The organism is Delftia sp. 11MD (genome assembly GCF_050907895.1).
GTDB lineage: Bacteria > Pseudomonadota > Gammaproteobacteria > Burkholderiales > Burkholderiaceae_C > Comamonas > Comamonas tsuruhatensis.
The window spans coordinates 4921717-4947728 of sequence record NZ_CP194333.1 but is presented as its reverse complement, the minus strand read 5'-3'; the positions used below and the strand labels follow the sequence as shown (position 1 = coordinate 4947728).

General features: G+C 67.8%; 28 protein-coding genes and 1 riboswitch. Of the genes, 15 read left to right on the top strand and 13 right to left on the bottom strand.

From position 1 onward, the window contains the following. Positions 1-66: 66 nt before the first annotated feature. Positions 67-1500, bottom strand: a complete 1434-nt coding sequence (locus ACRSCF_RS22655; RefSeq protein WP_034365342.1) for an amino acid permease — start codon at positions 1498-1500, stop codon at positions 67-69. Positions 1501-1638: 138 nt separating this feature from the next. On the opposite strand from ACRSCF_RS22655, the gene ACRSCF_RS22650 reads away from it, so the two are divergent. After that, positions 1639-2109, top strand: coding sequence for an Lrp/AsnC family transcriptional regulator (locus ACRSCF_RS22650; protein WP_016448991.1), 471 nt, complete (start codon positions 1639-1641; stop codon positions 2107-2109). Between the two features lie 24 nt (positions 2110-2133). Here the strand turns inward: ACRSCF_RS22650 and ACRSCF_RS22645 are convergent, their stop codons facing one another. Further along, positions 2134-2454 (bottom strand): YkgJ family cysteine cluster protein, encoded by a 321-nt coding sequence (locus tag ACRSCF_RS22645; RefSeq protein WP_026062772.1) that lies wholly within the window; start codon positions 2452-2454, stop codon positions 2134-2136. A gap of 195 nt (positions 2455-2649) precedes the next feature. Between ACRSCF_RS22645 and ACRSCF_RS22640 the strand changes: the two genes are divergently transcribed. Genes ACRSCF_RS22640 through ACRSCF_RS22630 form a run of 3 tightly spaced genes read left to right on the top strand, consistent with a single transcriptional unit; the run spans position 2650 to position 5155 of the window. After that, on the top strand, positions 2650-3006 hold the full coding sequence (locus ACRSCF_RS22640; RefSeq protein WP_034365345.1) for a FeoA family protein: 357 nt from the start codon (positions 2650-2652) through the stop codon (positions 3004-3006). Continuing rightward, on the top strand, positions 3003-4946 hold the full coding sequence (gene feoB, locus ACRSCF_RS22635; RefSeq protein WP_016448988.1) for a ferrous iron transporter B: 1944 nt from the start codon (positions 3003-3005) through the stop codon (positions 4944-4946). The genes ACRSCF_RS22640 and feoB overlap by 4 nt, the downstream gene beginning before the upstream one ends. A gap of 14 nt (positions 4947-4960) precedes the next feature. Then, on the top strand, positions 4961-5155 hold the full coding sequence (locus ACRSCF_RS22630; protein ID WP_034365348.1) for a hypothetical protein: 195 nt from the start codon (positions 4961-4963) through the stop codon (positions 5153-5155). Between the two features lie 38 nt (positions 5156-5193). On the opposite strand, the gene ACRSCF_RS22625 is transcribed toward ACRSCF_RS22630, so the two are convergent. The 4 genes from ACRSCF_RS22625 to ACRSCF_RS22610 form a co-directional block, all read right to left on the bottom strand. Continuing rightward, positions 5194-5541 (bottom strand): YkgJ family cysteine cluster protein, encoded by a 348-nt coding sequence (locus tag ACRSCF_RS22625; RefSeq protein WP_034365357.1) that lies wholly within the window; start codon positions 5539-5541, stop codon positions 5194-5196. Positions 5542-5635: 94 nt separating this feature from the next. Further along, a complete protein-coding gene (locus ACRSCF_RS22620; RefSeq protein WP_016448985.1) occupies positions 5636-5854 on the bottom strand; it encodes a hypothetical protein in 219 nt (72 codons plus the stop codon). Positions 5855-5895: 41 nt separating this feature from the next. After that, a complete protein-coding gene (gene argF / locus ACRSCF_RS22615) occupies positions 5896-6828 on the bottom strand; it encodes an ornithine carbamoyltransferase (protein WP_016448984.1) in 933 nt (310 codons plus the stop codon). Positions 6829-6838: 10 nt separating this feature from the next. Next, a complete protein-coding gene (locus ACRSCF_RS22610; RefSeq protein WP_034365360.1) occupies positions 6839-8035 on the bottom strand; it encodes an aspartate aminotransferase family protein in 1197 nt (398 codons plus the stop codon). Between the two features lie 349 nt (positions 8036-8384). Here ACRSCF_RS22610 and ACRSCF_RS22605 point away from each other — a divergent pair, with 349 nt between their 5' ends. After that, positions 8385-8702 (top strand): DUF3579 domain-containing protein, encoded by a 318-nt coding sequence (locus ACRSCF_RS22605; protein ID WP_012204103.1) that lies wholly within the window; start codon positions 8385-8387, stop codon positions 8700-8702. Positions 8703-8937: 235 nt separating this feature from the next. On the opposite strand, the gene rpsT is transcribed toward ACRSCF_RS22605, so the two are convergent. Further along, entirely contained in the window at positions 8938-9237 is a 300-nt protein-coding gene (rpsT, locus tag ACRSCF_RS22600; protein WP_016448982.1) for a 30S ribosomal protein S20, read from the bottom strand. 181 nt (positions 9238-9418) lie between these two features. Here rpsT and murJ point away from each other — a divergent pair, with 181 nt between their 5' ends. After that, on the top strand, positions 9419-10984 hold the full coding sequence (gene murJ / locus ACRSCF_RS22595) for a murein biosynthesis integral membrane protein MurJ (protein WP_016452589.1): 1566 nt from the start codon (positions 9419-9421) through the stop codon (positions 10982-10984). 50 nt (positions 10985-11034) lie between these two features. Then, positions 11035-11880: a SirB1 family protein gene (locus tag ACRSCF_RS22590; protein WP_016448980.1), complete on the top strand. Its 846-nt coding sequence runs from the start codon at positions 11035-11037 to the stop codon at positions 11878-11880. A 19-nt stretch (positions 11881-11899) separates the two neighbouring features. Here the strand turns inward: ACRSCF_RS22590 and ACRSCF_RS22585 are convergent, their stop codons facing one another. Beyond that, positions 11900-12958, bottom strand: coding sequence for an AI-2E family transporter (locus ACRSCF_RS22585; RefSeq protein ID WP_016448979.1), 1059 nt, complete (start codon positions 12956-12958; stop codon positions 11900-11902). A gap of 17 nt (positions 12959-12975) precedes the next feature. Then, a complete protein-coding gene (purM, locus tag ACRSCF_RS22580) occupies positions 12976-14028 on the bottom strand; it encodes a phosphoribosylformylglycinamidine cyclo-ligase (protein ID WP_074921603.1) in 1053 nt (350 codons plus the stop codon). A 323-nt stretch (positions 14029-14351) separates the two neighbouring features. On the opposite strand from purM, the gene hda reads away from it, so the two are divergent. The 4 genes from hda to folK all read left to right on the top strand — a co-directional run bounded on the left by hda (position 14352) and on the right by folK (position 17910). Beyond that, positions 14352-15050 carry a DnaA regulatory inactivator Hda gene (gene hda / locus ACRSCF_RS22575; RefSeq protein ID WP_026062235.1) on the top strand — a complete coding sequence of 233 codons (699 nt, stop codon included), beginning with the start codon at positions 14352-14354 and terminating at the stop codon, positions 15048-15050. 88 nt (positions 15051-15138) lie between these two features. Further along, on the top strand, positions 15139-15840 hold the full coding sequence (locus ACRSCF_RS22570; protein WP_016448977.1) for an HAD family hydrolase: 702 nt from the start codon (positions 15139-15141) through the stop codon (positions 15838-15840). Further along, positions 15837-17420, top strand: coding sequence for a polynucleotide adenylyltransferase PcnB (gene pcnB, locus ACRSCF_RS22565; protein WP_034365363.1), 1584 nt, complete (start codon positions 15837-15839; stop codon positions 17418-17420). Before ACRSCF_RS22570 ends, pcnB begins: the two co-directional genes overlap by 4 nt. Next, positions 17395-17910, top strand: coding sequence for a 2-amino-4-hydroxy-6-hydroxymethyldihydropteridine diphosphokinase (folK, locus tag ACRSCF_RS22560; protein WP_034365366.1), 516 nt, complete (start codon positions 17395-17397; stop codon positions 17908-17910). The genes pcnB and folK overlap by 26 nt, the downstream gene beginning before the upstream one ends. Before the next feature lie 84 nt (positions 17911-17994). Here the strand turns inward: folK and ACRSCF_RS22555 are convergent, their stop codons facing one another. Both ACRSCF_RS22555 and ACRSCF_RS22550 read right to left on the bottom strand, forming a co-directional pair. Next, positions 17995-18963 carry a Bug family tripartite tricarboxylate transporter substrate binding protein gene (locus ACRSCF_RS22555; protein WP_026062233.1) on the bottom strand — a complete coding sequence of 323 codons (969 nt, stop codon included), beginning with the start codon at positions 18961-18963 and terminating at the stop codon, positions 17995-17997. Between the two features lie 100 nt (positions 18964-19063). Next, complete coding sequence (locus tag ACRSCF_RS22550; RefSeq protein WP_016448973.1) at positions 19064-20116, bottom strand: CDP-6-deoxy-delta-3,4-glucoseen reductase; 1053 nt, start codon at positions 20114-20116, stop codon at positions 19064-19066. A gap of 68 nt (positions 20117-20184) precedes the next feature. Here ACRSCF_RS22550 and ACRSCF_RS22545 point away from each other — a divergent pair, with 68 nt between their 5' ends. Beyond that, entirely contained in the window at positions 20185-21204 is a 1020-nt protein-coding gene (locus ACRSCF_RS22545; RefSeq protein ID WP_016448972.1) for an SDR family oxidoreductase, read from the top strand. A gap of 1 nt (position 21205) precedes the next feature. Here ACRSCF_RS22545 and ACRSCF_RS22540 read toward each other — a convergent pair whose 3' ends face one another. Further along, positions 21206-21904, bottom strand: a complete 699-nt coding sequence (locus tag ACRSCF_RS22540) for a DUF4124 domain-containing protein (protein WP_034365410.1) — start codon at positions 21902-21904, stop codon at positions 21206-21208. On the opposite strand from ACRSCF_RS22540, the gene ACRSCF_RS22535 reads away from it, so the two are divergent. The 3 genes from ACRSCF_RS22535 to ACRSCF_RS22525 all read left to right on the top strand — a co-directional run bounded on the left by ACRSCF_RS22535 (position 21878) and on the right by ACRSCF_RS22525 (position 24999). Further along, positions 21878-22468: a hypothetical protein gene (locus tag ACRSCF_RS22535; RefSeq protein ID WP_432675088.1), complete on the top strand. Its 591-nt coding sequence runs from the start codon at positions 21878-21880 to the stop codon at positions 22466-22468. The two genes, ACRSCF_RS22540 and ACRSCF_RS22535, sit on opposite strands and share 27 nt — an antisense overlap. Positions 22469-22889: 421 nt before the next feature. Beyond that, positions 22890-23058: riboswitch (FMN riboswitch) on the top strand. A gap of 109 nt (positions 23059-23167) precedes the next feature. Then, positions 23168-23710: a 6,7-dimethyl-8-ribityllumazine synthase gene (locus tag ACRSCF_RS22530; RefSeq protein WP_016448969.1), complete on the top strand. Its 543-nt coding sequence runs from the start codon at positions 23168-23170 to the stop codon at positions 23708-23710. A 158-nt stretch (positions 23711-23868) separates the two neighbouring features. Next, positions 23869-24999 (top strand): branched-chain amino acid ABC transporter substrate-binding protein, encoded by a 1131-nt coding sequence (locus ACRSCF_RS22525; protein ID WP_016448968.1) that lies wholly within the window; start codon positions 23869-23871, stop codon positions 24997-24999. A 47-nt stretch (positions 25000-25046) separates the two neighbouring features. On the opposite strand, the gene ACRSCF_RS22520 is transcribed toward ACRSCF_RS22525, so the two are convergent. Further along, complete coding sequence (locus ACRSCF_RS22520) at positions 25047-26003, bottom strand: LysR family transcriptional regulator (RefSeq protein WP_016448967.1); 957 nt, start codon at positions 26001-26003, stop codon at positions 25047-25049. Positions 26004-26012 lie beyond the last annotated feature (9 nt).

The following is a 26012-nucleotide window of genomic DNA, read 5'->3' as shown; positions in this document are numbered from 1 at the left end:
GGCGGTATCGAGGGGGGCAAGAGTCGTCATGTGTCTAAGGCAGAGAGAGAAACGGGAGGCCGGATGTCACCGGGCGGGAACCTGGGCTTGGGTGGATGTTGGGGTCTGGGTTGGGGTCTGAGGGGAGGGCTGGCCGGCCGGCCGGCGATACCAGATGGCGTAGACGGCGGCCAGCAGCAGCAAAAAGGGCAGGCCCGTGAGCACGGTCAGGCGGAACACGTCGGTGAACAGCGTGGACACCAGGGCGGCCAGCATCAGCGCCGCGCCCAGCAGCGTCAGCACCGGAAAGCCCCACATGCGAAAGGCCAGCGGCTTGTTGCCCTGGCGCACCCAGTGGATGCGGAAGAACAGGTGGGTCACGAAAATCATGAACCACGTGAACATGGCGCCGAACATGGCCACGGCCATCATCAGCATGAAGGACTGCTCGGGATTGATGATGTTGAACAGCGTGGCCACGGCAATGCCCAGGCAGGACAGCAGCAGCGCCGGCAGCGGCACGCCGCGCGAGTTCACGCGGCCCAGCACGGCGGGCGCATGGCCGGCGCGCGAGAGGCTGAACATCATGCGGGTGGTGATGTACAGCTGGCTGTTCATGGCCGACAGGGCAGCCACCAGCACCACGAAATTGACCACGCTGGCCGCGCCGGGCAGGCCGATGATCTCCATCACCTTGACGAAGGGGCTGCCCTCCTTGCCGGCGGCCGACCACGGCACGATGGCCAGCATCAGCGCGATCGTGGCCAGGTAGAACACCACCAGGCGCACCATGGTGGAGCGGAAGGCGCTGGTGACGGCGCGCTGCGGGTCCTTGGCCTCGCCGGCGGCCACCGCGATCATCTCGATGCTCAGGTAGCTGAAGATGGCGATGATCACGCCCACCCAGGTTCCCCACAGGCCGTTGGGGAAGAAGCCGCCGTTGTTGACGTAGTTGGCAAAGCCCACGCCGTCCGGACGGGCGCCGAACACCACCCAGGCGCCGACCACGATAAAGGCCGCGATGGCGATGATCTTGATCATGGAGAAGCTGTACTCCACGGCGCCGAAGGCCTTGACGCTCATCATGTTCACGCCGATGAGCGCGCCCGAGAAGATCACCACCCAGGCCCAGCGCGGCACCTCGGGGAACCAGTAGCCCATGTACAGGCCCACGGCCGTCACCTCGGTGCCCACGGCCAGCACCACGCAGGCCCAGTAGGCATAGCGGACCATGAAGCCGGCCATCGGGCTGATGTAGTGCTCGGCATAGGCGCCGAACGAGCCCGAGGTCGGGTGGGCCACCGTCATCTCGGCCAGGCAGCCCATGAGCAGCAGCGAGATCACTGCGCCGATGGCATAGCTGATCAGCACGCTGGGCCCGGCAAAGCCGATGGCAAAGCCGCTGCCCAGGAACAGGCCGGTGCCGACGGCACCGCCGATGGCGATCATGGTCATCTGTCCGGCGGACAGCTGCTGTTTGAGTCCGGCTTCGCGCTGGACGATGTCTTCGAAGGCTGGCATGGGTTGTTGTCTCCGTTGCTGTGGGGGGCTTCGGAGGCGGATGCTATGGACGGCCTTCGCGGGGCGTTTAGTAGTTATCCCTAAATCGACTTGATCTTGGATAAGTTATTCTGTGAAACATGAATTCATAGGTGGTTTATGCCAATCGACATCGACAGAACGGACCGGCTGCTGATCCGCGCCCTGCAGGACAACGCGCGGCTGACCTCGGGTGAGCTGGCGCAGCGTGTGCATTTGTCGCAGTCACCGTCATGGCGGCGCATCAAGCGGCTGGAGGACGAGGGCGTGATCACCGGCTACCACGCCGCGCTGAGCCGGCGCGCCATAGGCTTTGGCGTGCTGGCCTTCGTGATGGTGGGCATAGACCACCAGAACGAGGAGTCCTCGCGCCATTTCCAGGAAGCGGTCTGCGCCATTCCCGAGGTCGTGATGTTCCACGGCATCTCGGGGCCGGAGGACTTCCTGCTGGTCGTCGTGGCGCGCGATCTCGACGCCTATTCCGATCTGCTGCTCAGCCGCCTGCACCGGCTGCCCGGCGTGCGCCAGGTGCACACGCATTTCTCGCTGCAGGAATTCAAGGGACAGCTGGCGGGGCTGCCGGTGGAATGACGGCTGGTGGCGCCTGGCAGGCTGCTACAGCAGGCCGCTGTCCAGCGCCTGCATGCCATGGCGCACGCGCACGCGGTTGCAGGCATCGCTGCCGGCGGCGAACTCGCGGCAGGGCGAGGGGCGCCATTCATAGATGCCGCAATGGGCCTTCTCGCCCACCTTGCCGACCAGGGCCGCGCAGCGGGGACGCGCCCAGTCGGTTCCGCGCATGCGGCAGGTGTGGTCGGTGACTTCCTCGGCCAGCCCGGCTGGCACGCGGCCGCCCTGCGCCTGCGACTCGTGCACGGAAAAGTCCACGCGAAACGATGCGCAGCAGGCGCCGCAGCTCAGGCAGGGATGGGTCATGGCGTGGGGAGGGGAGTGCGCAAAGGCCGTGTCGGCGTCGGCCGCCATTGTGCCGCGCGCCGCCCGCCTGGGCCCGCCAGGGGGCAAAGCCGGGAACGCAAAACCCTGTCCCGCACTCCGATACCATGCGCGGTCCCGCCGCCCGGGTTCGATCAAAATCAAAATGAGAATAAAAATCAATTGATACAACACGCCATGCATTCGATGAACCCCGCGACGGACGCTGCGGCTCCGTCCACGCTGTCCGCGCCTCCCATGTCCTCCTCTGCTGCCGTTGCCGCCGTTGCTGCCACCACGGCCATCACCCTTGATGCCCTGCCCCGCCAGGTATCGGCGCGCGTGGTCGAGTTCCATGCCGCACGCGATGCCAGCGAGCAGGAACTGCTGCTGCGGCTCATGGAGATCGGCTTTCTGCCCGGCGAGCCCGTGCGCATCCTGGCCGCGGGCTTTCCGGGCGACGACCCGCTGGCCGTGCGCGTGGGCCAGACCACGTTCGCTTTGCGCCGCCATGAGGCGGCCCTGGTGCGCGTGGCGCCGGAGGCGGTGGCATGAGCGCGTCGTCCTCTCCCAAACTCATCCAGCCGCTGCAGCCTGCCCAGGGCGGCGGCGGCAGCGGTGATTCCGCACTGCGCCTGGCCTTGCTGGGCAACCCCAACTGCGGCAAGACGGCGCTGTTCAACCTGCTGACCGGCGCACGCCAGAAGGTGGCCAACTACGCGGGCGTGACCGTGGAGCGCAAGGAAGGCTGGCTGAGCACGGCCAGCGGCCGGCGCGTGCGCGTGCTGGACCTGCCGGGCACCTACAGCCTGCATGCGCACAGCGAGGATGAGCGCATCACGCGCGACATCGTCTCGGGTCGCCATGCGCGCGAGGCGCCGCCCGAACTGCTGGTCTGCGTCACCGACGCCACCCATCTGCGCCTGAACCTGCGCCTGGTGCTGGAGGCCCAGCGCCTGGGCCTGCCCATGCTGCTGGTGCTCAACATGAGCGACATGGCCAGGCGCCAGGGCATCGATATCGACCGCGAGGCGCTGTCACGCGCCCTGGGCATGCCCGTGCTGTCCACGGTGGGCGTGCGCCAGGACGGCGCGCGCGAACTGCTGCAATGGCTGGACGGCCCCGAAGCCCGCGCCCTGGCGGCGCCGCAGCTGCAGGCCCCGGCCCGCCCGGGCGATGCGCGCGAGCAGGTGCTGGCCCTGCACCAGCAGGTGGCCCGCATCATGGCCGACTGCGTCAAGGAGCCCGTGGTGGATACCCGGCGCGACGACCGCATCGATGCCGTGGTGCTGCACCCGCTGTGGGGCATGCTGCTGCTGGCGGCCACGCTGTTCCTGATGTTCCAGGCCGTGTTCAGCTGGGCGCAGCCGCTGATGGATGGCATCGAGGGCGGCGTTTCGGCCGTCTCGGCCCTGGTCAACGAGCACATGCCCGAAGGCGCGCTGCGCAGCCTGCTGGCCGATGGCGTGATCGCCGGCACGGGCGCCGTGCTGGTCTTCCTGCCGCAGATCCTGATCCTGTTCCTGTTCATCCTTGCACTCGAGGATTCGGGCTACCTGCCGCGTGCCGCCTTTTTGCTGGACCGCATCATGGGCAAGGTCGGCCTGTCGGGCCGCTCCTTCATTCCGCTGCTGTCCAGCTTCGCCTGCGCCGTGCCCGGCATCATGGCCACGCGCTCCATCACCAGCTGGCGCGACCGCCTGGTGACCATCATGATCGCGCCGCTGATGACCTGCTCGGCGCGCCTGCCGGTCTATGCGCTGCTGATCAGCGCCTTCATTCCCGAGCGCACGGTGGGCGGCATCTTCAACCTGCAGGGCCTGGTGCTGTTCGCGCTGTACGTGGCCGGCATCGCCAGCGCCATGGCCGTGGCCGGCGTGGCCAAGCTGGTGGGCCGCAGCGCCGGCCCCACGCCGCTGCTGATGGAGCTGCCCTCCTACCGCTGGCCCAGCCCGCGCAGCCTGGCCCTGGGCCTGTACGAGCGCGCCATGATCTTCCTGCGCCGCGTCGGCGGCATCATCCTGACCGTGAGCATCGTGCTGTGGTTCCTGGCCAGCTACCCGGCGCCGCCCGATGGCGTCACCGAAGCGGCCATCCGCTACAGCTTTGCAGGCCGCATCGGCGGCTGGCTGGAGGTGGTGCTGGCGCCGATCGGCTTCAACTGGCAGATCGCCATCGCCCTGGTGCCCGGCATGGCCGCGCGCGAAGTGGCCGTCAGTGCCATGGGCACGGTCTATGCACTGTCCGCTGCCAGCGACGAGGCCATGGCCGAGCAGCTGGGGCCGCTGATCGCCCATACCTGGTCCCTGGCCACGGCGCTGTCGCTGCTGGCCTGGTTCGTGTTCGCGCCCCAGTGCATTTCCACGCTGGCGGCCGTGCGGCGCGAGACCAATGGCTGGCGCTATCCGCTGCTGATGACGGGCTACCTGTTCGCGCTGGCCTACCTGGCCAGCTTCATCACCTACCGCGTGGCCCTCGCGCTGGGCGCGGGCTGAGGAGGGCCTTGAGCATGTGGCAAAACATCATCGTGGGCGTGATCGTGGTGGTGGCGGCCGTGTCCCTGGTCTGGCGCTACCTGCCGGCAAGTTGGCGGCTGAAGGCCGGTCAGCTGCATCCGTCGCTGGCGCCCAAGGACGGGGGAGGCTGTGGCGGCTGCAGCGCCTGCGGCGGAGACAGCTGCGCACCGGACAGGCGCCAGCCATAGCGCCAGGCCGGTCGCCGGGCCGCCGGCCGGTTGCACGCTCAGGCAGCGGCCAGCCAGATGCGGGTGCCGTCATCCAGCGCAGGCAGGCCATGCGCCAGGCGCGCAGCGTTGCAGCGGTCCGTGCCCATCTCGAATTCCCGGCAGGTCGATGAGCGCTGCTCGTAGATGCTGCATGCCACCTGTTCGCCGCAGCGGCCCGTGAGGGCCGTGCAGCGCACGGGGCGGCGCTCGGTGCCGTTCATGCGCCAGCGGTTGCCGTGGACCTCATGGGCCAGTTCATCGGGAACGGTGCCGCCCATGGAGCGCAGCTCGTAGACGGAAAATTCGACACGGAAGTGTTCGCAGCAGACGCCGCAGTTCAGGCAGGGATGCAGGGCTTCGGACATGGAAGTTCTTCTTCGGGAGACAGCAGGGCACGCACAGGCTTGCCGCGCCCGGTGCCCGGGGCGGCGCATAAGGCTGGGAAGAGGGGGTGCGGCCCTAGGTATGGCCCTGGAGGAACTTCAGATAGAAGGTGTGGATGCGCACGAACAGCGCACGCACCCGGGCCGCGAAATGCCGGCGCGGCCCGAAGAACGAGGGCACGCGCGTATGGCGTGCAATGTGCGGATGGCGCAATGCGCAGCCGCCCAACGGAAACACCGCCTGGGGGCGCTTGGCCTGCAGGCGGTGTCTGGAGTGTTCGTGGCTCAGGTGCATGGGTGTGAGGGAATGCGCCTGGGCCAAAGGAGTGGGCGTGATCAGCCCGGCTGGCGGCCCAGCAGCAGGTACTCCATCAGTGCCTTTTGCACGTGCATCCGGTTCTCTGCCTCATCCCAGACCACGGACTGCGGCCCGTCGATGACCTCGGCCTGCACTTCCTCGCCACGGTGGGCGGGCAGGCAGTGCATGAACAGGGCGTCGGCACGCGCGGCGGCCATCATCTCGGCATCCACGCACCAGTCGGCGAAGGCCTTCTTGCGGGCCTCGTTCTCGGCCTCGTAGCCCATGCTGGTCCACACGTCGGTGGTCACCAGGTCGGCGCCCTTGCAGGCATCCAGCGGGTCCTTGAAGACCTTGTAGCAGCCCTCGCGCGGCGCCTTGCCGCCAAAGGCCAGCTTCTCGTCCACTTCATAGCCGCCCGGCGTGCTGACGTGGACGGTGAAGCCCAGCAGGTCGGCAGCCTGCAGCCAGGTGTTGGCCATGTTGTTGCCGTCGCCGACCCAGGCGACAGTCTTGCCCTGGATCGAGCCGCGGTGCTCGATGAAGGTGAAGATGTCGGCCAGGATCTGGCAGGGGTGGAACTCGTTGGTCAGGCCGTTGATGACGGGCACGCGCGAGTACTCGGCAAAGCGCACGATCTTGTCCTGGCCGTAGGTGCGGATCATCACCAGGTCGGTCATGCGGCTGATGACGCGCGCGCTGTCCTCGATGGGCTCGGCGCGGCCCAGTTGGCTGTCGCCCGTGGTCAGGTGGACCACCGAGCCGCCGAGCTGGTACATGCCGGCCTCGAAGCTCACGCGGGTGCGCGTGCTGGCCTTCTCGAAGATCATGGCCAGCGTGCGGTCGCTGAGCGTGTGGTGCTTTTCGTAGTTCTTGAACTTCTTCTTGATCAGGGCCGCGCGCTCGAGCACATAGGCGTACTCGTCGGCCGTGAAGTCGGAAAACTGCAGATAGTGCTTGATGGCAGTCATAGGCAGGTCCTCATTCGGACAGGAATTGCACGATCAGGGGCTTGAGCTTGGCGACCACTTCGTCGGCCTCGGCCTCGGTCATGATCAGCGGCGGCACCAGGCGCACCACGGTGTCGGCGGTCACGCTGAACAGCAGGCCGGCTTCGGCGCCACGGCCCAGCAGGGCGCCGCAGGGCTTGTTCAGCTCGATGCCGATGATCAGGCCCTGGCCGCGAACATCGACCACGCCCTTGACGTCGGCCAGCTCCTTTTGCAGCGTGGACTTCAGGCGGTCTCCCACCTTGGTGGCATGGGCCAGCAGGCCGTCTTCTTCCATGATGCGGATGGTTTCGATGCCCGCACGCATGGCCAGCGGATTGCCGCCGAAGGTGGAGCCGTGGTTCCCCGGCTGCAGCACGGTGGCCGCCTTGCCATGGGCGACGACGGCGCCGATGGGCACGCCCGAGCCCAGGCCCTTGGCCAGGGTCATCACGTCGGGGATGATGCCGGCCCACTGGTGGGCGAACCACTTGCCCGTCCGGCCCATGCCCGCCTGGACTTCGTCGAACATCATCAGCCAGCCGTTGGCATCGCATAGTGCGCGCACCTGCTGCATGTACTCGATGCGCATGGGGTGCAGGCCGCCTTCGCCCTGGATGGGCTCCATCATCACGGCCACCACGTCGGGGTTGCCGGCCGTGGCCTGCTGCAGCGCTTCGAAGTCATTGACCGGCACGCGCAGGAAGCCGTCGAGCAGCGGGCCGAAGCCGTCGCGCACCTTGGGGTTGCCCGTGGCCGTCATGGTGGCGATGGAGCGGCCGTGGAAGGCATGCTCGTAGACCACGATCACCGGCTTGGCGATGCCCTTGTCCACGCCGTACTTGCGCGCGATCTTGATGGCGGCCTCGTTGGCCTCCAGGCCCGTGCTGCAGAAGAAGACATTGGTCATCTTCGCGCGCTCGGTCAGCAGCTTGGCCAGCGTTTCCTGGCCAGGCACATGGTAGTAGTTGGAGGTGTGGATCAGCTTGGCCACCTGGTCCTGCAGCGCAGGCACCAGCTTGGGGTGGTTGTGGCCCAGCGTGTTCACTGCAATGCCGCCCAGCGCATCGAGGTACTGCTTGCCGTTGACGTCCCACACGCGGCAGCCCTGGCCTCGCTCCAGAGCGATCGGTACGCGGCCATAGGTGTTCATCACGTGGGGCGAGGCAGCCTCGATGAAAGCGGTCATTGCAAAAATCTCCTGAGCTGGAAAGTAAACGGCATCCGGGCGTTGCCGCCGCAGATGCCTGAAAAACAGCGAAGCCCGATTCTAGGGGCCGCGCAATGGCCTACCGTTGCGGTTTGCGCATCACAGCCATGCAATGAACCTACGCCACACTTGGTTAGTGCACTGCACAACGGTCCAGCTCTTATATAAGAGATAAAATGCCTGCTTGGCCTGCCGGCAGCGATCCTGTCTGCGGGCTCTGACTTTTTTGAAGGACTTGCGCAAACAGGAAGTGGCAAGGTGCTGGGCCCCTTGGCAAGCCGCCTGTTTTGCTCCTTGTTGCGCAAGTCGTATTTTGGTGCGCATCCTGATGGTCTCTCCCTCCAGCAAAGAACTGTTCATCCAGGGCATCACCCACGAAGGCAAGACTTTCCGGCCCAGCGACTGGGCCGAGCGGCTGGCGGGCGTCATGAGCCAGTTCCGCCCCGGTGGTGCCCAGCGCGGCAGCCACCTGAGCTACTCGCCCTGGTGTGTTCCCACAACGCTCAACGGCGTCAAGTGCGTGGTCGTGCATCGCGACCTGCGCGACTACGAGCCCATGGCCTGGGATTTCTGCCTGAATTTCGCCAAGGACAACAACCTGCAGGTTGCCGAAGCCTGCCTGATACCGGACGAGCCGGCCCGCTGAGGCCGGCTTCTTTTTTTGCGGGGCCGGTTCCCGCCCGATGTGAAGCGCGCCTGGGGTGCGTTTTTTTTCGGCTGCGCTTTGCTGGAGCCGGGCTTTTCCTTCGGTGCGATTGCCGATGGCGGCGCTTTTGTCCAGGCACAAAAAAACCGCCCGAAGGCGGTTTTCTCGTTCGCTGACAGCGCACCCGTTACAAACGGCAGATGGCCGGGGCCATCCGTGCGGTTGCCTAAGTGGATTAGGCGGCGGGGGCTGCCAGGGCCTTGACCTTGGCGGACAGGCGGCTCTTGTCGCGAGCGGCCTTGTTCTTGTGGAAGATGCCCTTGTCGGCGATCGTGTCCAGAACGGATTGGGCTGCGGCAAACAGTTCGGTTGCCTTGGCCTTGTCGCCAGTCAGAACGGCCTTCTCGACCTTCTTGACGGCGGTGCGGTACTTGGAACGCAGCGAAGTGTTGGCTGCGTTGAGCTTGACGTCCTGGCGGGCGCGCTTGCGGCCGGATGCCAGGCGGGGGTTCTTCTTTACGGGCTTGGATGCCATGATATGTATTCCTAGTGTCTGAGGATGTTGTCGGCGAAGCGCGGGATTATAGCATGCAGTCCCTCCAGGGCCTGTGGGCCCCAGGCCGCGCAATCGGGCCTGTTGCAACGGAGTGCAAGAGCCGTCCGGCCCGCCCGGGCACGCAACTGCGGTGGCCGTGCCAGCGCATACACTCCCCACGGTGTCACTGTTCAAAGCCGCCTCCACCGTTTCCCTGCTGACGCTGGCCTCCCGTATCACCGGGCTGGTGCGCGATCTGCTCATGGCCTCCATGTTCGGAGCCAATGCGCTGACCGATGCGTTCAATGTCGCGTTCAGGATTCCCAATCTCTTCCGGCGCCTGTTCGCCGAAGGCGCCTTCAGCCAGGCCTTTGTGCCGGTGCTGGCCGCCAGCAAGGCCAAGGAGGGGGAGGAGGCCACGCGCAGGCTGATCTCCCATGTGGCCACGCTGCTGTTCTGGGTGCTGCTCGTGACCTGCGTGCTGGGCGTGGTCGGCGCGCCACTGCTGGTCTGGCTGCTGGCCAGCGGCCTGCGCCAGTCGCCCGAAGGCTATGACGCAGCCGTGCTGATGACGCGCTGGATGTTCCCCTACATCGGCTTCATGTCGCTGGTGGCGCTGTCGTCCGGCGTGCTCAATACCTGGCGGCGCTTTGCCGTCTCGGCCGCCACGCCCGTGCTGCTGAACCTGGCCATGATTGCCGCCGCCTTCTGGGGTGCACCCTGGCTGCAGGCGCGCGGCATAGAGCCCATCTATGCAATGGCCGGCGGTGTGATGCTGGGCGGCGTGCTGCAGCTGGCGGTACAGCTGCCGGCGCTGGCAGGCCTGGGCCTGCTGCCGCGCATCGGGTTTTCTCCAGCCGCCTTGCGCCAGGCCTGGCAAGAGGCCGGCGTGCGCCGCATCCTCAGGCTGATGGCGCCGGCGCTGCTGGGCGTGGGCGTGGCCCAGGTCTCGCTGATGATCAACACCCAGATCGCCTCCTATCTGCAGCCGGGCAGCGTGACCTGGCTGTTCTATGCCGACCGGCTCATGGAATTTCCGACGGCGCTGCTGGGCGTGGCGCTGGGCGTGGTGCTCACGCCCCAGCTGGCCGCGGCCAAGGCGGCCGACGACTCGGAGCGCTACTCGGCCATGCTGGACTGGGGGCTGCGCCTGGTGGTGCTGTTTTCCGTGCCCTGCGCGGTGGGGCTGCTCACTTTCGCCGAGCCGCTCGTGGCCACGCTGTTCCACCGTGGCGCGCTGCAGGACAGCGATGTGGGCCAGATCGCGCTGGCGCTGGTGGGCTACGGCGCCGGCCTGGTGGGCCTGGTGGCCATCAAGGTGCTGGCGCCCGGCTACTACGCAAGCCAGGACATCCGCACTCCCGTCAAGATCGCCATCGTGGTGCTGATCATCACCCAGCTGCTCAACCTGGTGCTGGTGCCCTTCATGGCGCATACGGGTCTGGCGCTGTCCATCGGCCTGGCGGCCCTGGTCAATGCGGGCTGGCTGCTGTGGGGGCTGCTGCGCCGGGGCGTCTACCGTCCCAAGCCCGGCTGGGGGCGGCTGGCCTTGCAGGTGATTGCGGCCAGCAGTCTGCTGGCCGTGCTGCTGACCTGGGGAAGCCAGCATTTCGACTGGATTGCGCTGCGTGCCAACGGATGGCAGCGCGTGGGCCTGCTTGCCGGCCTGATGGCGGCCTCGGCCCTGCTGTACTTTGGCGCGCTGTGGGCAGCCGGGCTCAAGCTGCGGGCACTGCTGCGGCGCTAGCCCGAACCCGCATAATTGCAGGCCTGGGCGCTGCAAATTCACAAGGCATCATGAGCTGGAGCTACGACGACACGCCAACGGCCCTGCAATACTTTGCAGCGCTGGTGCAAAGCGATGAACACCTGCCGCTGATGGAGGCGGCAATCAGCATCGCCCAGGATGCCGTGCCCGATCTCGACCTGCAGGCGGCCAGCGCCGAACTGGACCGGCTGCAGGTGCGCCTGGTCCAGCGCCTGGCTGGCGAAACCGATCCGCTGCAGTGCCTGCGCGGACTCAACCAGTTCTTCTACGGCGAGCTGGGCTTTGGCGGCAATCTCAACGACTACTACGACCCCGCCAACAGCTACATCCACCATGTGCTGCAGACGCGGCGCGGCATTCCCATCAGTGTGGCGCTGATCTGGCTGGAGCTGGCTGCGGCCATCGATCTGCCGGCGCAGGGCGTGAGCTTTCCCGGCCATTTCCTGGTCAAGATGCGCCTGCCCCAGGGGCAGGTGGTGATGGACCCGTTGAGTGGCGAGTCCTTTTCGGCCAACAGCCTGGCCGAGCGGCTGGAGCCCTTCTGGCAGAGCGCGGGCCTGTCGGCCGAAGAGGCCGCTCCGCTGGGCATGTACCTGCAGGGCGCCTCGCCGCGCGACGTTCTGGAGCGCATGCTGCGCAACCTGCAGGAAATCCACCATGCCCGGCGCGACTGGCCGCTGCTGGTGGCCGTGCTCAACCGGCTGGCCGTGCTGCGGCCCGACATGCCCGAGATCCTGCGGGACCGGGGGCTGGCCTATGCGCAATGGGGGGTGACCGAGCGTGCGCTTGAAGACCTGGAGCGCTTCCTGCAGTCCCAGCAGGGCGCGCAGGCCGTGGCCGTGCGCGAGGTGATCCGGCGGCTGAGAGGGCTGTAGCCGCCCGCGCGTGGGCTGATCAGACCAGCCGGACGGCTTCCAGCTCTTTCTTGAGATAGGCGTAGAACAGCGGAGCCGCCACCAGGCCTGCAGGGCCGAACACCGATTCGGCCACGAACATCACCGCCAGCAGCTCCCATACGCCCATGTGCGTGCGCTGGCCCACGACCTTGGCGTTGATCACGTACTCGGCCTTGTGGATCAGGATCAGAAAGCCCAGGCAGGCGGCGGCGGCCACAGGGGACACCGACAGGCCCACGATGGTGATCACCGCATTGCACAGCAGGTTGCCCACGATGGGCACCAGGCCTGCAATGAAGGTCAGCGTGATCAGGGCTGGCGTGTAGGGCAGGGTCAGGTTCCAGTGCGGCAGCACGCCCAGAAGGAAGATGGCCGTGAGAAAGGTATTGAAGGCCGCAATCCAGAACTGGGCCGCCACGATCTGGCGGAAGGCCAGTCCCATGAGCCGGATGCGCTCGCGCAGCGCTGCCACCAGGGGCGGGCGGCGCGTGACCATGGGACGCACGGCGGCCAGGGCGCCGATGATCAGGCCCACGTAGGCATAGAGCAGGCCGGTGAGCCAGGCGCGGCCCGCATGGGCCAGGGCGCCGGCCTTGGCGGCCAGGTAGCTGGCCAGCAGGTGCTGGATTTCCTGTGCGCCGTCCGGCAGCTGGTCGGCCATGTCGGCCGGCAGCTTGTCACGCAGCTCCAGCACCGTGTGCGCCAGATAGTCGAGCAGCTCGCGGTACTGCTGCGGCGCGTCGGTGATGTAGGTGCGCGTGTGCGACAGCGCGCCGCTGAGCAGGGCCAGCGGCGCAAGAATGACGATGGTGGCTGCCACCAGTTGCGTCCAGCGCGGCAGCGAGCCGCGCCGGGACTTGGGCTGGGCGCGTGACAGCAGCCCGGCAAGCGCGCGCGTGACCAGAAAGCCCACGCAGACGCACAGCATGCCCGGCAGCAGCCCCTGCCACATGATCAGCAGCAGGGCGCCGGCCATCAGCACATAGCTGGACAGCGTCACGCCGCGCGTGGGCGCGGGCTGCGGGGAGATGATGGGCGAGGGCAGGTGCTGGGTCATGCGCTGCGGGCCCGTGGTCAGCGGACCTCGACAGGCTCGCCCTCGCCGCGTGCGGCGATGCGTCCGATGGTGTGGACCGTCTCGCCCAGCTTCGCGAGCGTGGCGGCCGTGGCTTCGGCAGCCTCGGCGGGCACGACAACGACCATGCCGATGCCGTTGTTGAAGGTGCGGTTCATTTCCACGGCATCGATGCCGGCCGTCTTCTGCAGCCAGGCGAACAGCTCGGTCTGGGGCCAGCTGCCGGCATCCAGGTGGGCGGCCAGGCCTTCGGGCAGCACGCGGGGGATGTTCTCCAGCAGGCCGCCGCCCGTGATGTGGGCCAGCGCCTTGATGGGGTGCTGCTCCAGCGCCGCCAGCACGTTCTTCACGTACAGGCGCGTGGGTTCCATGATGGCCTGCTTGAACGGCTTGCCGTCCAGCGTGTCGGGCAGGCTGCCCTGGCTTTCGGCGCGCTCGATGCACTTGCGCACCAGGGAGAAACCGTTGGAGTGCACGCCGGCCGAGGCCAGTCCCAGCACCACGTCGCCAGCAGCCACGCTCTGGCCCGTGAGGATCTTGGACTTTTCGACGGCGCCGACGGCAAAGCCGGCCAGATCGTATTCGCCGGCCGGGTACATGCCGGGCATTTCGGCGGTTTCACCGCCGATCAGTGCGCAGCCCGACAGCTCGCAGCCGCGCGCAATGCCGCCTACCACGGCAGCGGCCGTGTCCACGTCCAGCTTGCCGCAGGCGAAGTAGTCGAGGAAGAACAGGGGCTCGGCGCCCTGGACCAGCACGTCGTTGACGCTCATGGCCACCAGGTCGATGCCGACGGTGTCGTGCATGTTCCACTCGAAGGCCAGCTTGAGCTTGGTGCCCACGCCGTCGGTGCCCGAGACCAGCACGGGCTCCTTGTAGCGCTTGGGCACCTCGAACAGGGCGCCGAAGCCTCCGATGCCGGCCATCACGCCTTCGCGCATGGTCTTCTTGGCCAGCGGCTTGATGCGCTCGACCAGCGCGTCGCCAGCGACGATGTCGACGCCGGCGTCTTTGTAGGAGATCGGGGTAGAGGAGGGGGCAGAAGAGCTCATGGATGGGTACGGTGCGGTAGGCCCGAGGCCGGGCTGGAACCCCGGGATTCTACGGCGCCGGCCGCCGGCAGGCGCGCGCGCCAGTGGGCTTCGAGGGGGCTTTCGTTGCACAAGCGGGCCGGCTGCCGCCGTGCCGTGCGCCGCGCAGACTAAAATCCCTGTTGCGCCCGGGAACGCCCCGGCGTCGCCCGCCTTGCCGCAGCGCTGCGGCAGGGCGGGCCTGTCTTTGCTATCAACCCAATGCCGTTGCCGATTCCTTTGCCTGCTTTTGCCGCATGGACCCGCCTGGACACAGGAAAGGGGGCGCTGCGCGTATGTCGCAGATGAAGCAGCTGGCTCTGGATATCAGCATGGCGTCGAGCCCGACGCTGTCGCGCTTTTTCGTCGGCCCCAATGCCGCGGTGATCGATCATTTGCGCCATTGGGTGGGCGATGGCCGCATGCAGACGGCCCGCACGCCAGTGCCCACTTATCTTTGGGGCGAATCGGGCTCGGGCAAGACCCATCTGCTCAAGGCCGTGCGCGAGGCCCTGCGCGAGCAGGGTGCCATGGTGGGCTGGATGGATGCCTCCACCCTGTTCCCGCCGCCCTTCGACGAGCGCTGGGCGGCGGTGCTGATGGACGATGTGGACATCTACACTCCGCTGCAGCAGGCGCGGGCCTTCAACTGGTTTGTGAATGCGACGAGCCCGGCCACGGGCTCGCCGCGCTGGGTGCTGGGGGCCGGCCCGCTGCCGCCGGCAGACCTCAAGCTGCGCGAGGATCTGCGCACGCGGCTGGGCTGGGGCCATGTGTTCCAGCTGCAGCTGCTCGACGAAACCGCGCGCCGCGCGGTGCTGCGCCAGGAGGCCGATGCCCGTGGCGTTTTTCTGGGCGACGATGTGATGGACTACATGCTCAAGCGCTTCTCGCGTGACCTGGGCAGCCTGATGCAGCTGCTCGACATGCTCGACGGCTTTGCGCTGCGCAACAAGCGCGCCATCACCATTCCGTTGCTCAAGACGATGCTGGAAACCGAATGAGCCCGCATTTTCTTGTGGGCAGGGACTGCGGGAGCCGGCGGAGCCTGCGTTGCAAGGGCAGCGCGGGACCCATTTTTTTAGGATATGCATGACCTCTGATCAGAAGCAACTCCGGCCCCGGCTGGCGTTGTTCGACCTGGACCACACGCTGCTGCCGCTCGATTCGGACTATGAGTGGGGCGAGTTCACGACGCGCATCGGCTGGACCGATCCGGTCGAGTTCGGCCGCCGCAATGCCGAGTTCTTCGCGCACTACCAGGCGGGCACGCTCGACGTGCACGACTATGTGCGCTTTGCCACCGAGGCCTTCTGCGCCCGTGGCGCGCAGCAGGCCGCCGAGGCGCACGAGCGCTTCATGCGCGAGGTGATCACCCCCGCCATCCGTCCCCAGGCACTGGAGCTGCTGCGCACGCACCAGCAGGCGGGCGACCAGATCATCATCGTCACGGCCACCAACGAGTTCGTGACGCGCCCCATCGCCGCCGCCCTCGGCGTGCAGGAATTGATCGCGGTGGAACTGGAGCGCGACGCGCAGGGCTGGTTCACGGGCGAGATCCGTGGCACGCCCAGCATGCGCGGCGGCAAGGTGCAGCGCATGCAGCAGTGGCTGGATGCGCGCGGCCTGCAGTGGAGCGGCGTGGAGACCTTCTTCTACAGCGACTCCTGGAACGACGTTCCCCTGCTCGAGCGCGTGGACCACCCCGTGGCCACCAACCCCGACACTCGGCTGCGCGCCCTGGCCCAGGAACGTGGCTGGCGCATTCTGGACCTGTTTGGCGAAGCACCATGATCAAGAACATCATCGACAAGCTGCTGGGCAAGGCCTCGGCCGCCCCACGGGCGCGCAAGTCGCCCTTCGGCAAGCGCCAGGAGGTGCCCGTGCAGGTGCACGGCATCGATCCCAACCTGGTGGACCGGCGTGCCCTCGACGTGGTCGAGACGCTGCAGGACGCGGGCTACGAGGCCTACATCGTCGGCGGCGCCGTGCGCGACCTGCTGCTGGGCCTGCGCCCCAAGGACTTCGACGTGGCCACCAATGCCACGCCCGAGCAGGTCAAGGGCCTGTTCCGCCGCGCCTTCATCATCGGCAAGCGCTTTCGCATCGTGCACGTGGTCTATGGCCGCGGGCGCGAGAACGAGGTCATCGAAGTCTCCACCTTCCGCGCCTTCCTGGACAACAGCGCGGCCGAGGCCGTGAGCGGCAACGAGCGCACCAGCAAGGCCCAGCTCGCCGGCATGCACCATGCGGTGGACGCCAGCGGCCGCGTGCTGCGCGACAACGTCTGGGGTCCGCAGGACCAGGATGCCACGCGCCGCGACTTCACGATCAACGCCATGTACTACGACCCGCGCACGCAGATCGTGGTCGACTATCACAAGGGCATTGACGACGCCAAGAAGCGCATGCTGCGCATGATTGGCGACCCGGCCACGCGCTACCGTGAAGATCCGGTGCGCATCATCCGCGCCGTGCGCTTCGCCGCCAAGCTGGCGGGCAAGGGCTTCAAGCTCGAGCCCAAGACGGCCAAGCCCCTGGTGGAGTGCGAGCCGCTGCTGGCCGATGTGCCGCAAAGCCGCCTGTTCGATGAAATGCTCAAGCTGCTGCAGACCGGCCATGCGCTGGCTTCGGTGGAGCAATTGCGCGGCCTGGGCCTGGCGCGCGGCATCTACTCGCTGCTGGATGTGGTGGTCGAGCGTGCCGAGCAGCCCTTCGTGCAGGCCGCTCTGACCGATACCGATCGCCGTGTCGAGGAAGGCAAGCCCGTGGCGCCCAGCTTCCTGCTGGCCTGCGTGCTGTGGCATGACGTGAAGACCGGCTGGGAGCGCCGCCTGAACCAGCGCCAGCACCCGTTTCCCGCGCTGCAGGAATCCATCGACGAAGTGTTCGACCAGCGCATCGGCGATGTCTCGGGCCGCGGCAAGCTGGCCGCCGACATGCGCGAGATCTGGGTCATGCAGCCGCGCTTCGACAAGCGCACGGGCGCCACGCCGTTCAGCCTGGTGGCCCAGCCGCGCTTTCGCGCGGGTTTCGATTTCATGCGGCTGCGCGCCGACATCGGCGAGGTCGAGGAAAGCCTGGCCAGCTGGTGGCAGGAGTTCCAGAATGCCGACGACGCGCGCCGCGACGACCTGATCGCCCAGGCGCGCGACGAGCAGCGCGCCCGCCAGCGCAGCGCCGAACCCAAGGTGCACCGCGTGCCCAAGGTCCGCCAGCCGCGCGATGGCGTGAACCTGGCGGAAGGCGTGCAGCCTGAGGATCCCGCACCGGCACAGGCTGGCGGCGAGGAGGCTGCAGCGCCCAAGAAGCGGCGGCGCCGCCGCCGCAAGCCCCAGGGCGGGGGCGATGGCGGCATGGGCTGCGATGAATGAGCCAGGCCACTGGGTCGCCATCGGCCTGGGCGCCAACCTCGGTGACTGCGGCCAGGCCCTGGGCCAGGCCTTGAAGGCCATCGGCGGCCTGACGGGCACGCGCCTGCTGGCCGTCTCCTCGCTCTACAGCACGGCGCCCATCGATTCCAGCGGTCCCGACTATCTGAACGCCGTGGCCGCTGTGCGCACCACGCTGCAGCCGCTGGCGCTGCTCGATGCGCTGCAGGCCATCGAACTGGCGGCCGGGCGCGAGCGCCCCTACCGCAATGCGCCGCGCACGCTGGACCTGGACATCGAGCTGTGGGGCGACGAGCGCATCGCACTGCCGCGCCTGAGCGTGCCGCACCCGCGCATGCACGAGCGCGCCTTCGTGCTCGTGCCGCTGGCCGAGATCGCGCCTGAGCGCGTCACGCCCGCGCAGCTGCAGGCCGTGGCGGGGCAGGGCATCTGCCTGGCGCACAAGCCTGGCTGGCATCTCCGGCAAGCCTGAATCCCGACAGTGGCCTGAATGAAAAAGCCGCAGCGCCCTGAGGGCGGCTGCGGCTTTTTGCCAGGCGGGACGCGATGGATCGGCTCAGTCCACCTTCGCTCCGGAGGCCTTGACGATGGCCTGGTACTTGGCGCGCTCGGCCGCCATGAACCTGTCGAACTCGGCGGGCGTGGAGGACACGGGCTCGGCCATCAGGGTCTCGAAGCGGGTCTTGGTCTCGGGCGCGGCCAGTGCGTCGGCAAAGGCCCGGCTCAGCTTGTCCAGCACGGGCTTGGGCGTGCCGGCCGGGGCGACCAGGCCCCACCAGGTATCGATGGCAAAGCCGGGGAAGGTCTTGGACAGCGCGGGCACGCCGGGCAGCAGCGTGGTGGGGTTCAGCGAGGTCACGGCCAGCGCCTTGAGCTTGCCCGAGCGGATATTGGGCGCAGCGGCAGCCAGGTTGTCGATGTTGAAGTCCACCTCGCCCGACAGCAGGGCCAGCTGGGCCGGGTTGGCGCCACGGTAGGGCACGTGCAGGGCGAAGATGCCGGCTTTTTGCTTGAGCATTTCGCCGGCCAGGTGGCCTGCGCTGCCGTTGCCGCCGCTGCCGTAGTTGAGCTTGCCGGGGTGGGACTTGGCGTAGGCGATCAGGTCGGCCACGCTGTGGATCTTGAGCTGCTCGGCACGGGCCGCATTCATCACCAGCACGTTGGGCACGCGCACCATCTGGGTGATGCCCGCGAAGTCCTTGCCCGCGTCGTAGGGCATCTTGGTGTACAGCCAGGGATTGACGGCATGGGTGGCCGTGGCGGCCAGGCCGATGGTCATGCCGTCCGGCGTGGCGCGGGCAATGGCGTCGGCGCCGATGTTGCCGCCGGCGCCGGCCTTGTTGTCGATGATCACCACTCCCAGGGAGTCACGCACCCGCTCGGCCAGCGCGCGCGCGGTGATGTCCAGCGGACCGCCGGGCGCATAGGGCACGATCAGGCGGATGGGCTCTTGCGCCAGGGCAAGCGGGGAGGCCAGGGCAGCAGCGGCCGCCATGACCGAGAGAAGGCTGTTTCTACGGTTCATAGGGGCGCTATTGTGCAAAAAAATTGCGACACCTGGCTGCGCGCAGGTATGGGAAGCAGTTTTTCTGCGTATTGCTTGATCCGTGCCACCTTCTGCGCACTCAGGAAGCCTTGTCGGCCTCGGAGGTGAACGCGTCCGCGTAGAACTCTTCCGCCGGCAGGCCGCGTTGCTCCACATAGGCATGGCGTGCCGAATCGACCACGATGGGCGCACCGCAGGCATAGACCTGATGGCCAGACAAGTTGGCAAAGTCGTCCAGCACGGCCTGGTGCACGAAGCCCGTGCGGCCGGTCCAGCCGTCTTCCGGCAGCGCGTCGGAGACCACGGGCACATAGCACAGCTGGGGCATGGCCTCGGCCTGCTCGCGCACCCAGGCGTCGAGGTAGAGGTCCTCGGGCCGGCGTCCTCCCCAGTACAGGGTGACGGAGCGGGTGATGCCCTTGTGGCGGATGTGCTCCAGCAGCGCCTTGATGGGGGCGAAGCCCGTTCCCGAAGCCAGGAAGATGAGGGGCTTGTCGCTGTCCTCGCGCAGGAAGAAGCTGCCGAACGGGCCCTCCACGCGCAGGATTTCCTTTTCCTTCATGGCGCCGAACACGTGGTCGGTGAACTTGCCGCCCGGCATGTGGCGGATGTGCAGCTCCAGCCCCGGTGCCGTGTCCTGCACATGGGGGGCCGTGGCCATGGAGTAGGCGCGGCGGGCGCCGTCGCGCAGGATGAATTCCACGTACTGGCCTGCGTGGTAGCGGAACTTGTCTGCAGCGGGCAGCTGCAGGCGCACCTGCATCACGTCGTGCGACTTCTTCTCCAGCGTGGCCACGCGCACGGGCATCTTCTTGATCGGGAAGGCGCTGGCATCGGTCACCTGGCGCGACTCCAGCACCACCGAGGTGCTGGGCGTGGCGCAGCAGGTCAGCACATAGCCGTCGGCCTCTTCCTGGGCGGTCAACGCTTTTTCCGAGTGGGCGCCATGGGTGACCTCGCCGAGCAGCTTCTTGCACTTGCAGGAGCCGCAGGCACCGTCCTTGCAGCCATAGGGCAGGCCCACGCCGCAGCGGATGGCGGCGGCCAGGATGGTCTCGCTGCCCTGCGTGGCGAAGGCGCGGCCGCTGGGCTGTACGGTGATTTCGTGGGAAGCGTTGGCTATCTCGGTCATGTTCTCGGTATCCTCGGGGGCGCTGGCGGCGTGTGGAGCGCGCCGGCGATCTTCTTTCCCGGACGGACATGCCGCTGCCGCGACCGGCGGCGCGCGGGTGGCCGCCCTCGCAACAGGCCAGGATTTTGCCCTCAAACCAAAACCCATTGGGCGCGCTGCCGGCGCGCTTTCGACGCGAACGCGTGCTCATCGTCGGCTGCGGCGACGTGGGGCTGCGCGTGGCTGGTGCATTGGCGGGCGCGCCCGTCGCCCGTTCGGGTGCCGCACGACGGGGCCCGCGCGTGCTGGCCCTGACGCGTGGCGCCGAGCGCCTGCAGGATCTGCGCGGGCGCGGCATCACGCCGCTGCTGGGCGATCTGGACGCGCCTGCCACGCTGCGCCGTCTGGCCGGCCTGGCCACGCGCGTCGTCCATTTGGCGCCGCCGCCCAATCCGCCTGCCGGCGAAGATGGCTGGTGGCTGGACCCGCGCACCACGGCTTTGCTGCGCGTGCTGCGCCTTCGCGGCCGGCCGGCCAGCCTGGTCTATGGCTCGACCTCCGGCGTCTATGGCAACTGCGAGGGCGCCTGGATCGACGAAAGCCGCCCGCCCGCACCGGCCACGGCGCGTGCCCAGCGCCGCGTGAACGCCGAGCGAGCCGTGCGCTTTGCCGGGCGCGGCGGCCTGCGCGCCAGCATTCTGCGCATCCCGGGCATCTATGCGCCGGACCGGGAAAACGGCACGCCGCGCGGGCGCCTGCTGCGAGGGACCCCCCTGCTGTGCGCCGCAGAGGATGTCTATACCAACCACATCCATGCCGACGACCTGGCCCGCGCCTGCGTGCGGGCGCTGTGGCTCGGCCGGCCGCAGCGCATCTACCACGCCAGCGACGATACGCAGCTGCGCATGGGCGACTACTTCGACCTTGCGGCCGATCTCTATGGACTGCCGCGCCCCGCACGCATCACGCGCGAGCAGGCGCAGCGCGAGCTGCCTGCCAGCCTGCTGAGCTTCATGGGGGAGTCACGCCGCCTGCGCAACCAGCGCCTGAAGGAGGAGCTGGGCCTGAGATTGCGCTACCCGACCGTGGAGCAGGGGCTGCGCGCCTGAATCAGCGCGGGTGGATGCCGCCGTTGGTGTCGTAGCAGCGGAACACGTTGCAGTGCGAGATAGGGGCCGAAGGCGGCAGCGGCTGCGGCGGCACGGGGCGCCCGACGATCCACGGCCGGTTGATGGCGTTGGGCTGCAATGCGCGCGATTGCTGCAGCTGTTCATAGGCCTTGGGGCCCAGGCAGGCCATCTCCATCTGCTGCTGGGCGGCCTGGCTGCGCGGGCCCCAGGTGGCGGGATCGGGATTGGCCTCGGCCAGGATGGTGTCCAGGCGGCGGCGCGCCTGCTGGCAGGCCGGGGAGTCGCCGCCGTCGCGCTGGGCCGAGTTCTCGCGCTCGCGCCGGCTGCGTGCCTCGCGCTCTTGCTGCTGGGCACGCGTGCGGCGCTCGGCCTCTTCGCGGGCCAGTTGCTGGTTCTTGCGCTCTATGGCGGCGGCGGACTGCGCGCGCTCGCGCTCCAGCTCTTCGGGGCTGGGGGCTTCCTGCACCTGCACGCGGTTTTCGCCGTCCTTGCAACTGCTGTTGGTGTAGGTGACGCGGCCGGTCTTGGCGTCCGTGCAGCGGATGACCTGGGCCGAGGCCGGGCCTGCAGTGAGCGCCAGCACCAGCGGTACAAACATCTGTACAAGCGCCGCCAGCGCCCAGCGCGCGGCCGCCGATGAACGGCGGCCGGTGTGGCCAAGGTCTTGGGTGCGGTGCATGGCGGTTTCCTTTCCCATCACAAGCGGCACAAGGATGTGGTGTATTGCCGATTATGGTGCGGCGCCCAGGGGCTGGAAATGCCGCCGGTCAGCCGTTCAGCGCCAGTGGCGCGGATCCTGGGTGGGGTAGGGGTTGCCACCGCCCTGGCTTTCGCGCTGCATGCGCTCGATGGCGCGTTGCTGCTGCTCGCGGTCACGCTGCTGCTGCTCCCGGTCCCGTTGCTGGCGTTCGCGCTCGCGCTGCTGCTGGCCCTGGTCGCGTTCGCGCTCCCGCTGCTGGCGCTCGGCTTCGCGGCGCTGCTGCTCCTGCATGCGCTCGCGCAACTGGCGGTCGCGGTCCTGGGCCTGGCGGTCACGGTCCCGGTCGCGCTCGCGCATTTCACGCTCACGTTGTTGGCGGTCACGCCAGGCATCGCGGTTGCGTTCCTGCTGGATGCGCTCGCGTTCGTATTGCAGGCGCTCACGTTCGCGCTGCAGGCGCTGGCGCTCGTACCAGCCGTTGTCCGGATAGGCGGGCTGCGTGGGATACGAGGGGTAGACGACGCCGCCCGACGGATGGGGTAGCCGGAGCCCATGTCCGAATAGCCATCGGGCGGCACGGCGCAGGCGGTGACCAGGGCTGCAAGGCCAAGGCCGGCCAGCAGGCGCAGGGGGCGCAGGCCAGGCTGCGGGCGCTGCTGCGTGGGGGAGGCGTTGGTTCGGGTCATGGTGTGGTGTCCGGGCAAAGACGTGTTTCCTGTCTGGATCTCTTCATATGACGTTTGACAGGCCTCAATGGTTGACCTGGATCGTCCTGACGAGGCAACGACGGCGACAGCGGGACTTCTATTTTGATAGCAATTGGTCCATGTGCTGTAGGTGCTTCCAGATGAAATCCGCAGGCACAGCGCGCAATGGCTGCGGTCGCCCCGATCGCCGCAATGGCATCTGCGCGGGACTAGAATGGCCGCTGTCTTTGGCGGCGCGCAGTCCGTGCGCCGCAAAGCAGCGTTCTCAGGGCGGGGTGAAATTCCCCACCGGCGGTATCTGGATCTGTCTTTCGGCATGTGTCCAGCAGCCCGCGAGCGCCCGGCTAGCCGCAAGGCCGGCCGGGGTCAGCAGATCTGGTGAGATGCCAGAGCCGACGGTCACAGTCCGGATGAAAGAGATCGCGCAGCACCTGCATGGCAGGCGCCATGCCCATGGTTGTCCCATGGGCTGTGCCGTGCCATGCGGCGCCATGGCGCGCGCCCTGATTCATTTGTCTCATCTCGAAAGAGCACCATGAATCAGACTCCTGTCTCCTTGAACTTCTCCGCACACGGCACGGCCTCGGGCACGCCGTGGAAGGCCGTCGCGGGCCGCAGCCGCGTGGCCGTGATCTGCGCGAGCTGGCATACCGATGTCGTGCATCAGGCGCGCGACTCCATGGCGGCCGAGCTGCAGGCCCAGGGAGTGGCCGCGCAGAACATCAGCCACTTCAACGTGCCCGGCGCCTTCGAGATCCCGCTGCTGGCCAAGAAGCTGGCCGACAGCGGCCGTTTCGACGCGGTCATCGCCTGCGCGCTGGTGGTCAACGGCGGCATCTATCGCCACGAGTTCGTGTCCTCGGCCGTGATCGACGGCCTGATGCGCGTGCAGCTCGATACCGAAGTGCCGGTGTTCTCGGCCGTGCTCACGCCGCGCGATTTCCACGAACATGGCGACCATGTGGAGTTCTTCCGTGCCCACTTCGTGAAGAAGGGCGTGGAAGTGGCGCATGCCTGCCTGGCGGCGCTGGACCAGCTGGCGCAGGTACAGGCACTGGGCCAGGCGCGCGCGGCGTGAGCCGGCCAGCCTCCCAGCACAGCTTTGGTTGGGGATGGATTCTCGTAAACACTGAGTTGGGGCCGAGTGTCGCGGTCCCGTCACGCGGCGTGACGCGCCATTGCCAAGCCGCGATGACGGGAATAACGTGACGGCCTGTTTCAACTGAGGAGTGCGCGATGAAGATGTCCCGGAAGTTGTGTATTGCGGCCGTCGTGGCCGGCATGGGTGGCGTGGCCATGGCCCAGGAGCAGGTGATCCGCATCGGCCACATCGGCCCCGTGTCCGGACCCCAGGCCAATTTCGGCAAGGACAACGAGAACGGCGTGCGCATGGCCATTGACGACCTCAATGCCAAGGGCATGGAGATCGCCGGCAAGAAGGTCAAGTTCCAGCTGGTGGCCGAAGACGATGTGGCCGATCCCAAGCAGGGCACGGCCGCTTCGCAGAAGCTGTGCGACGACAAGGTCGCCGGCGCCGTGGCCTTCCTCAACTCGGGCGTGGCCATTCCCTCGTCCAAGGTCTTCCAGGACTGCGGCATTCCCATGATCACGGGCGCGGCCACCAACCCCGACCTGACCAAGCCCGGCTGGAACACCACCTACCGCGTGATTGCCAATGACAACGCGCTGGGCGCGGCGCTGGCCAAGTACGCGGCCGAAACGCTCAAGCTCAAGACCGTGGCCATCATCGATGACCGCACGGCCTACGGCCAGGGCCTGGCCAATGTGTTCAAGAAGGATGCGGAAAAGCTGGGCGTGAAGGTCGTGGCCTCGGAGTTCACGAACGACAAGGCAACGGACTTCATGGCCATCCTGACCTCGATCAAGGCCAAGAAGCCCGAAGGCATCTTCTACGGCGGCATGTATGGCCAGGCCGGCCCCATGCTGCGCCAGATGGCCCAGCTGGGCATGAACGATGCCAAGTACTTCGGCGGCGACGGCCTGTGCGTGCCCGAGCTGGCCAAGGTGGCCGCCGGCGCCAAGCCGCTGGACAACGTGATCTGCGCCGACGGCGGCGCCTCGCTGGCCAAGATGCCTGGCGGCACGGAATGGAAGAAGCGCTACGACGCCAAGTACCCCGGCCAGTTCCAGGTCTACAGCCCGTACTTCTACGACGCCACCATGATGCTGGCCGACGCCATGAAGCGCGCCAACTCCTGGGACCCCAAGGTCTACATCCCCTTCCTGCAGAAGGCCGACTACTCGGGCGTGACCTCCAAGATCGCTTTCGAGAAGAACGGCGAGATGAAGAACCCTTCGTACACGCTGAGCGTGTTCAAGAACGGCCAGAAGACGGCCCTCGACTGAGAGCCTGTCCTCCCTTCGTTTTCATGCCCGCCTTGTGCGGGCTTTTTTTATCGGCCCGGGACCTCGGCCGGGGCCTGCGCCGGCGCATCGACCACGCCGGGCAACTGCGCCAGATAGGCCTGCAGCGCGGCAATGGCCTGGCGCACCTTGGCGGGCTGGGCCTGGCGCTGGGGGGTGACGGCCCAGATGTCCAGGCCGCCGAAGTCCCAGTCGGGCAGCAGGCGCACCAGGCGTCCTTCGGCCACCGCGTCGGCAACGTCCATGCTGCCCAGCAGGGCCAGGCCCAGGCCGGCCTCGCACATCTGCTGGAGGGACAGTTGGTTGTTGCTGGCCACATGGGGCTGCACCTGCAGGCTGTAGGTCTCGCCCGTGGCCGGGTGGCGTGCCTCGGCCCGCAGGGCCTGGCCCTGGCCTTCGCGCGCAAGGCCCAGCCAGCGCGCGCTGGCCAGCGGTGCCGGGTGGCGCCAGGCCGCGCCGCCGCCGTGCTCCTGTATCCATGCGGGCGAGGCGCACAGCCAGTTGCGCATGGCGCCCAGGCGCCGGGCCGCCCAGCCCGAGTCGGCCAGCCGGCCAAAGCGCAGCGCCAGGTCGATGCGGCTTTGGATGAGGTCGATGGGAGCATCGTCCACATCCAGGTGCAGGCGCAGTGCCGGATGCCGGGCCAGCCAGCTGCCCAGGGCCGGCGCGATGTGGCGCGCAAAGCCCACGGTGGCCGACAGGCGCAGTTCGCCGCCGGGCTCGTCGCGCGCAGCGGCCAGTTCGGCCCGCGCCTGGCTGGCGGCCTGTGCCATGGCGGCGCACTGCTGGTAGTAGCGCTCGCCCGTGTCGGTGAGGGCGATCTGCCGGGTGGAGCGGTGCAGCAGGGTGACGCCGCCGTCGCGCTCGAGCTGGCGCACCTGCTGGCTCACGGCCGAGGGGCTCATGCCCAGGGCGCGCGCGGCGGCGCTCATCGATCCGTGCTGCACCACGGCGGCGAAAACGGCCATGCGTTTGTAGTCGTCCATGGGCTGTAT

Bases quoted from the DNA above. Each gene is read 5' to 3' on its own strand.
- ACRSCF_RS22655 (WP_034365342.1), bottom strand. From the start codon at position 1,500: ATGCCAGCCTTCGAAGACATCGTCCAGCGCGAAGCCGGACTCAAACAG.
- ACRSCF_RS22650 (WP_016448991.1), top strand. From the start codon at position 1,639: ATGCCAATCGACATCGACAGAACGGACCGGCTGCTGATCCGCGCCCTG.
- ACRSCF_RS22645 (WP_026062772.1), bottom strand. From the start codon at position 2,454: ATGACCCATCCCTGCCTGAGCTGCGGCGCCTGCTGCGCATCGTTTCGC.
- ACRSCF_RS22640 (WP_034365345.1), top strand. From the start codon at position 2,650: ATGCATTCGATGAACCCCGCGACGGACGCTGCGGCTCCGTCCACGCTG.
- feoB (WP_016448988.1), top strand. From the start codon at position 3,003: ATGAGCGCGTCGTCCTCTCCCAAACTCATCCAGCCGCTGCAGCCTGCC.
- ACRSCF_RS22630 (WP_034365348.1), top strand. From the start codon at position 4,961: ATGTGGCAAAACATCATCGTGGGCGTGATCGTGGTGGTGGCGGCCGTG.
- ACRSCF_RS22625 (WP_034365357.1), bottom strand. From the start codon at position 5,541: ATGTCCGAAGCCCTGCATCCCTGCCTGAACTGCGGCGTCTGCTGCGAA.
- ACRSCF_RS22620 (WP_016448985.1), bottom strand. From the start codon at position 5,854: ATGCACCTGAGCCACGAACACTCCAGACACCGCCTGCAGGCCAAGCGC.
- argF (WP_016448984.1), bottom strand. From the start codon at position 6,828: ATGACTGCCATCAAGCACTATCTGCAGTTTTCCGACTTCACGGCCGAC.
- ACRSCF_RS22610 (WP_034365360.1), bottom strand. From the start codon at position 8,035: ATGACCGCTTTCATCGAGGCTGCCTCGCCCCACGTGATGAACACCTAT.
- ACRSCF_RS22605 (WP_012204103.1), top strand. From the start codon at position 8,385: ATGGTCTCTCCCTCCAGCAAAGAACTGTTCATCCAGGGCATCACCCAC.
- rpsT (WP_016448982.1), bottom strand. From the start codon at position 9,237: ATGGCATCCAAGCCCGTAAAGAAGAACCCCCGCCTGGCATCCGGCCGC.
- ACRSCF_RS22590 (WP_016448980.1), top strand. From the start codon at position 11,035: ATGAGCTGGAGCTACGACGACACGCCAACGGCCCTGCAATACTTTGCA.
- ACRSCF_RS22585 (WP_016448979.1), bottom strand. From the start codon at position 12,958: ATGACCCAGCACCTGCCCTCGCCCATCATCTCCCCGCAGCCCGCGCCC.
- purM (WP_074921603.1), bottom strand. From the start codon at position 14,028: ATGAGCTCTTCTGCCCCCTCCTCTACCCCGATCTCCTACAAAGACGCC.
- hda (WP_026062235.1), top strand. From the start codon at position 14,352: ATGAAGCAGCTGGCTCTGGATATCAGCATGGCGTCGAGCCCGACGCTG.
- ACRSCF_RS22570 (WP_016448977.1), top strand. From the start codon at position 15,139: ATGACCTCTGATCAGAAGCAACTCCGGCCCCGGCTGGCGTTGTTCGAC.
- pcnB (WP_034365363.1), top strand. From the start codon at position 15,837: ATGATCAAGAACATCATCGACAAGCTGCTGGGCAAGGCCTCGGCCGCC.
- folK (WP_034365366.1), top strand. From the start codon at position 17,395: ATGGCGGCATGGGCTGCGATGAATGAGCCAGGCCACTGGGTCGCCATC.
- ACRSCF_RS22555 (WP_026062233.1), bottom strand. From the start codon at position 18,963: ATGAACCGTAGAAACAGCCTTCTCTCGGTCATGGCGGCCGCTGCTGCC.
- ACRSCF_RS22550 (WP_016448973.1), bottom strand. From the start codon at position 20,116: ATGACCGAGATAGCCAACGCTTCCCACGAAATCACCGTACAGCCCAGC.
- ACRSCF_RS22545 (WP_016448972.1), top strand. From the start codon at position 20,185: ATGCCGCTGCCGCGACCGGCGGCGCGCGGGTGGCCGCCCTCGCAACAG.
- ACRSCF_RS22540 (WP_034365410.1), bottom strand. From the start codon at position 21,904: ATGCACCGCACCCAAGACCTTGGCCACACCGGCCGCCGTTCATCGGCG.
- ACRSCF_RS22530 (WP_016448969.1), top strand. From the start codon at position 23,168: ATGAATCAGACTCCTGTCTCCTTGAACTTCTCCGCACACGGCACGGCC.
- ACRSCF_RS22525 (WP_016448968.1), top strand. From the start codon at position 23,869: ATGAAGATGTCCCGGAAGTTGTGTATTGCGGCCGTCGTGGCCGGCATG.
- ACRSCF_RS22520 (WP_016448967.1), bottom strand. From the start codon at position 26,003: ATGGACGACTACAAACGCATGGCCGTTTTCGCCGCCGTGGTGCAGCAC.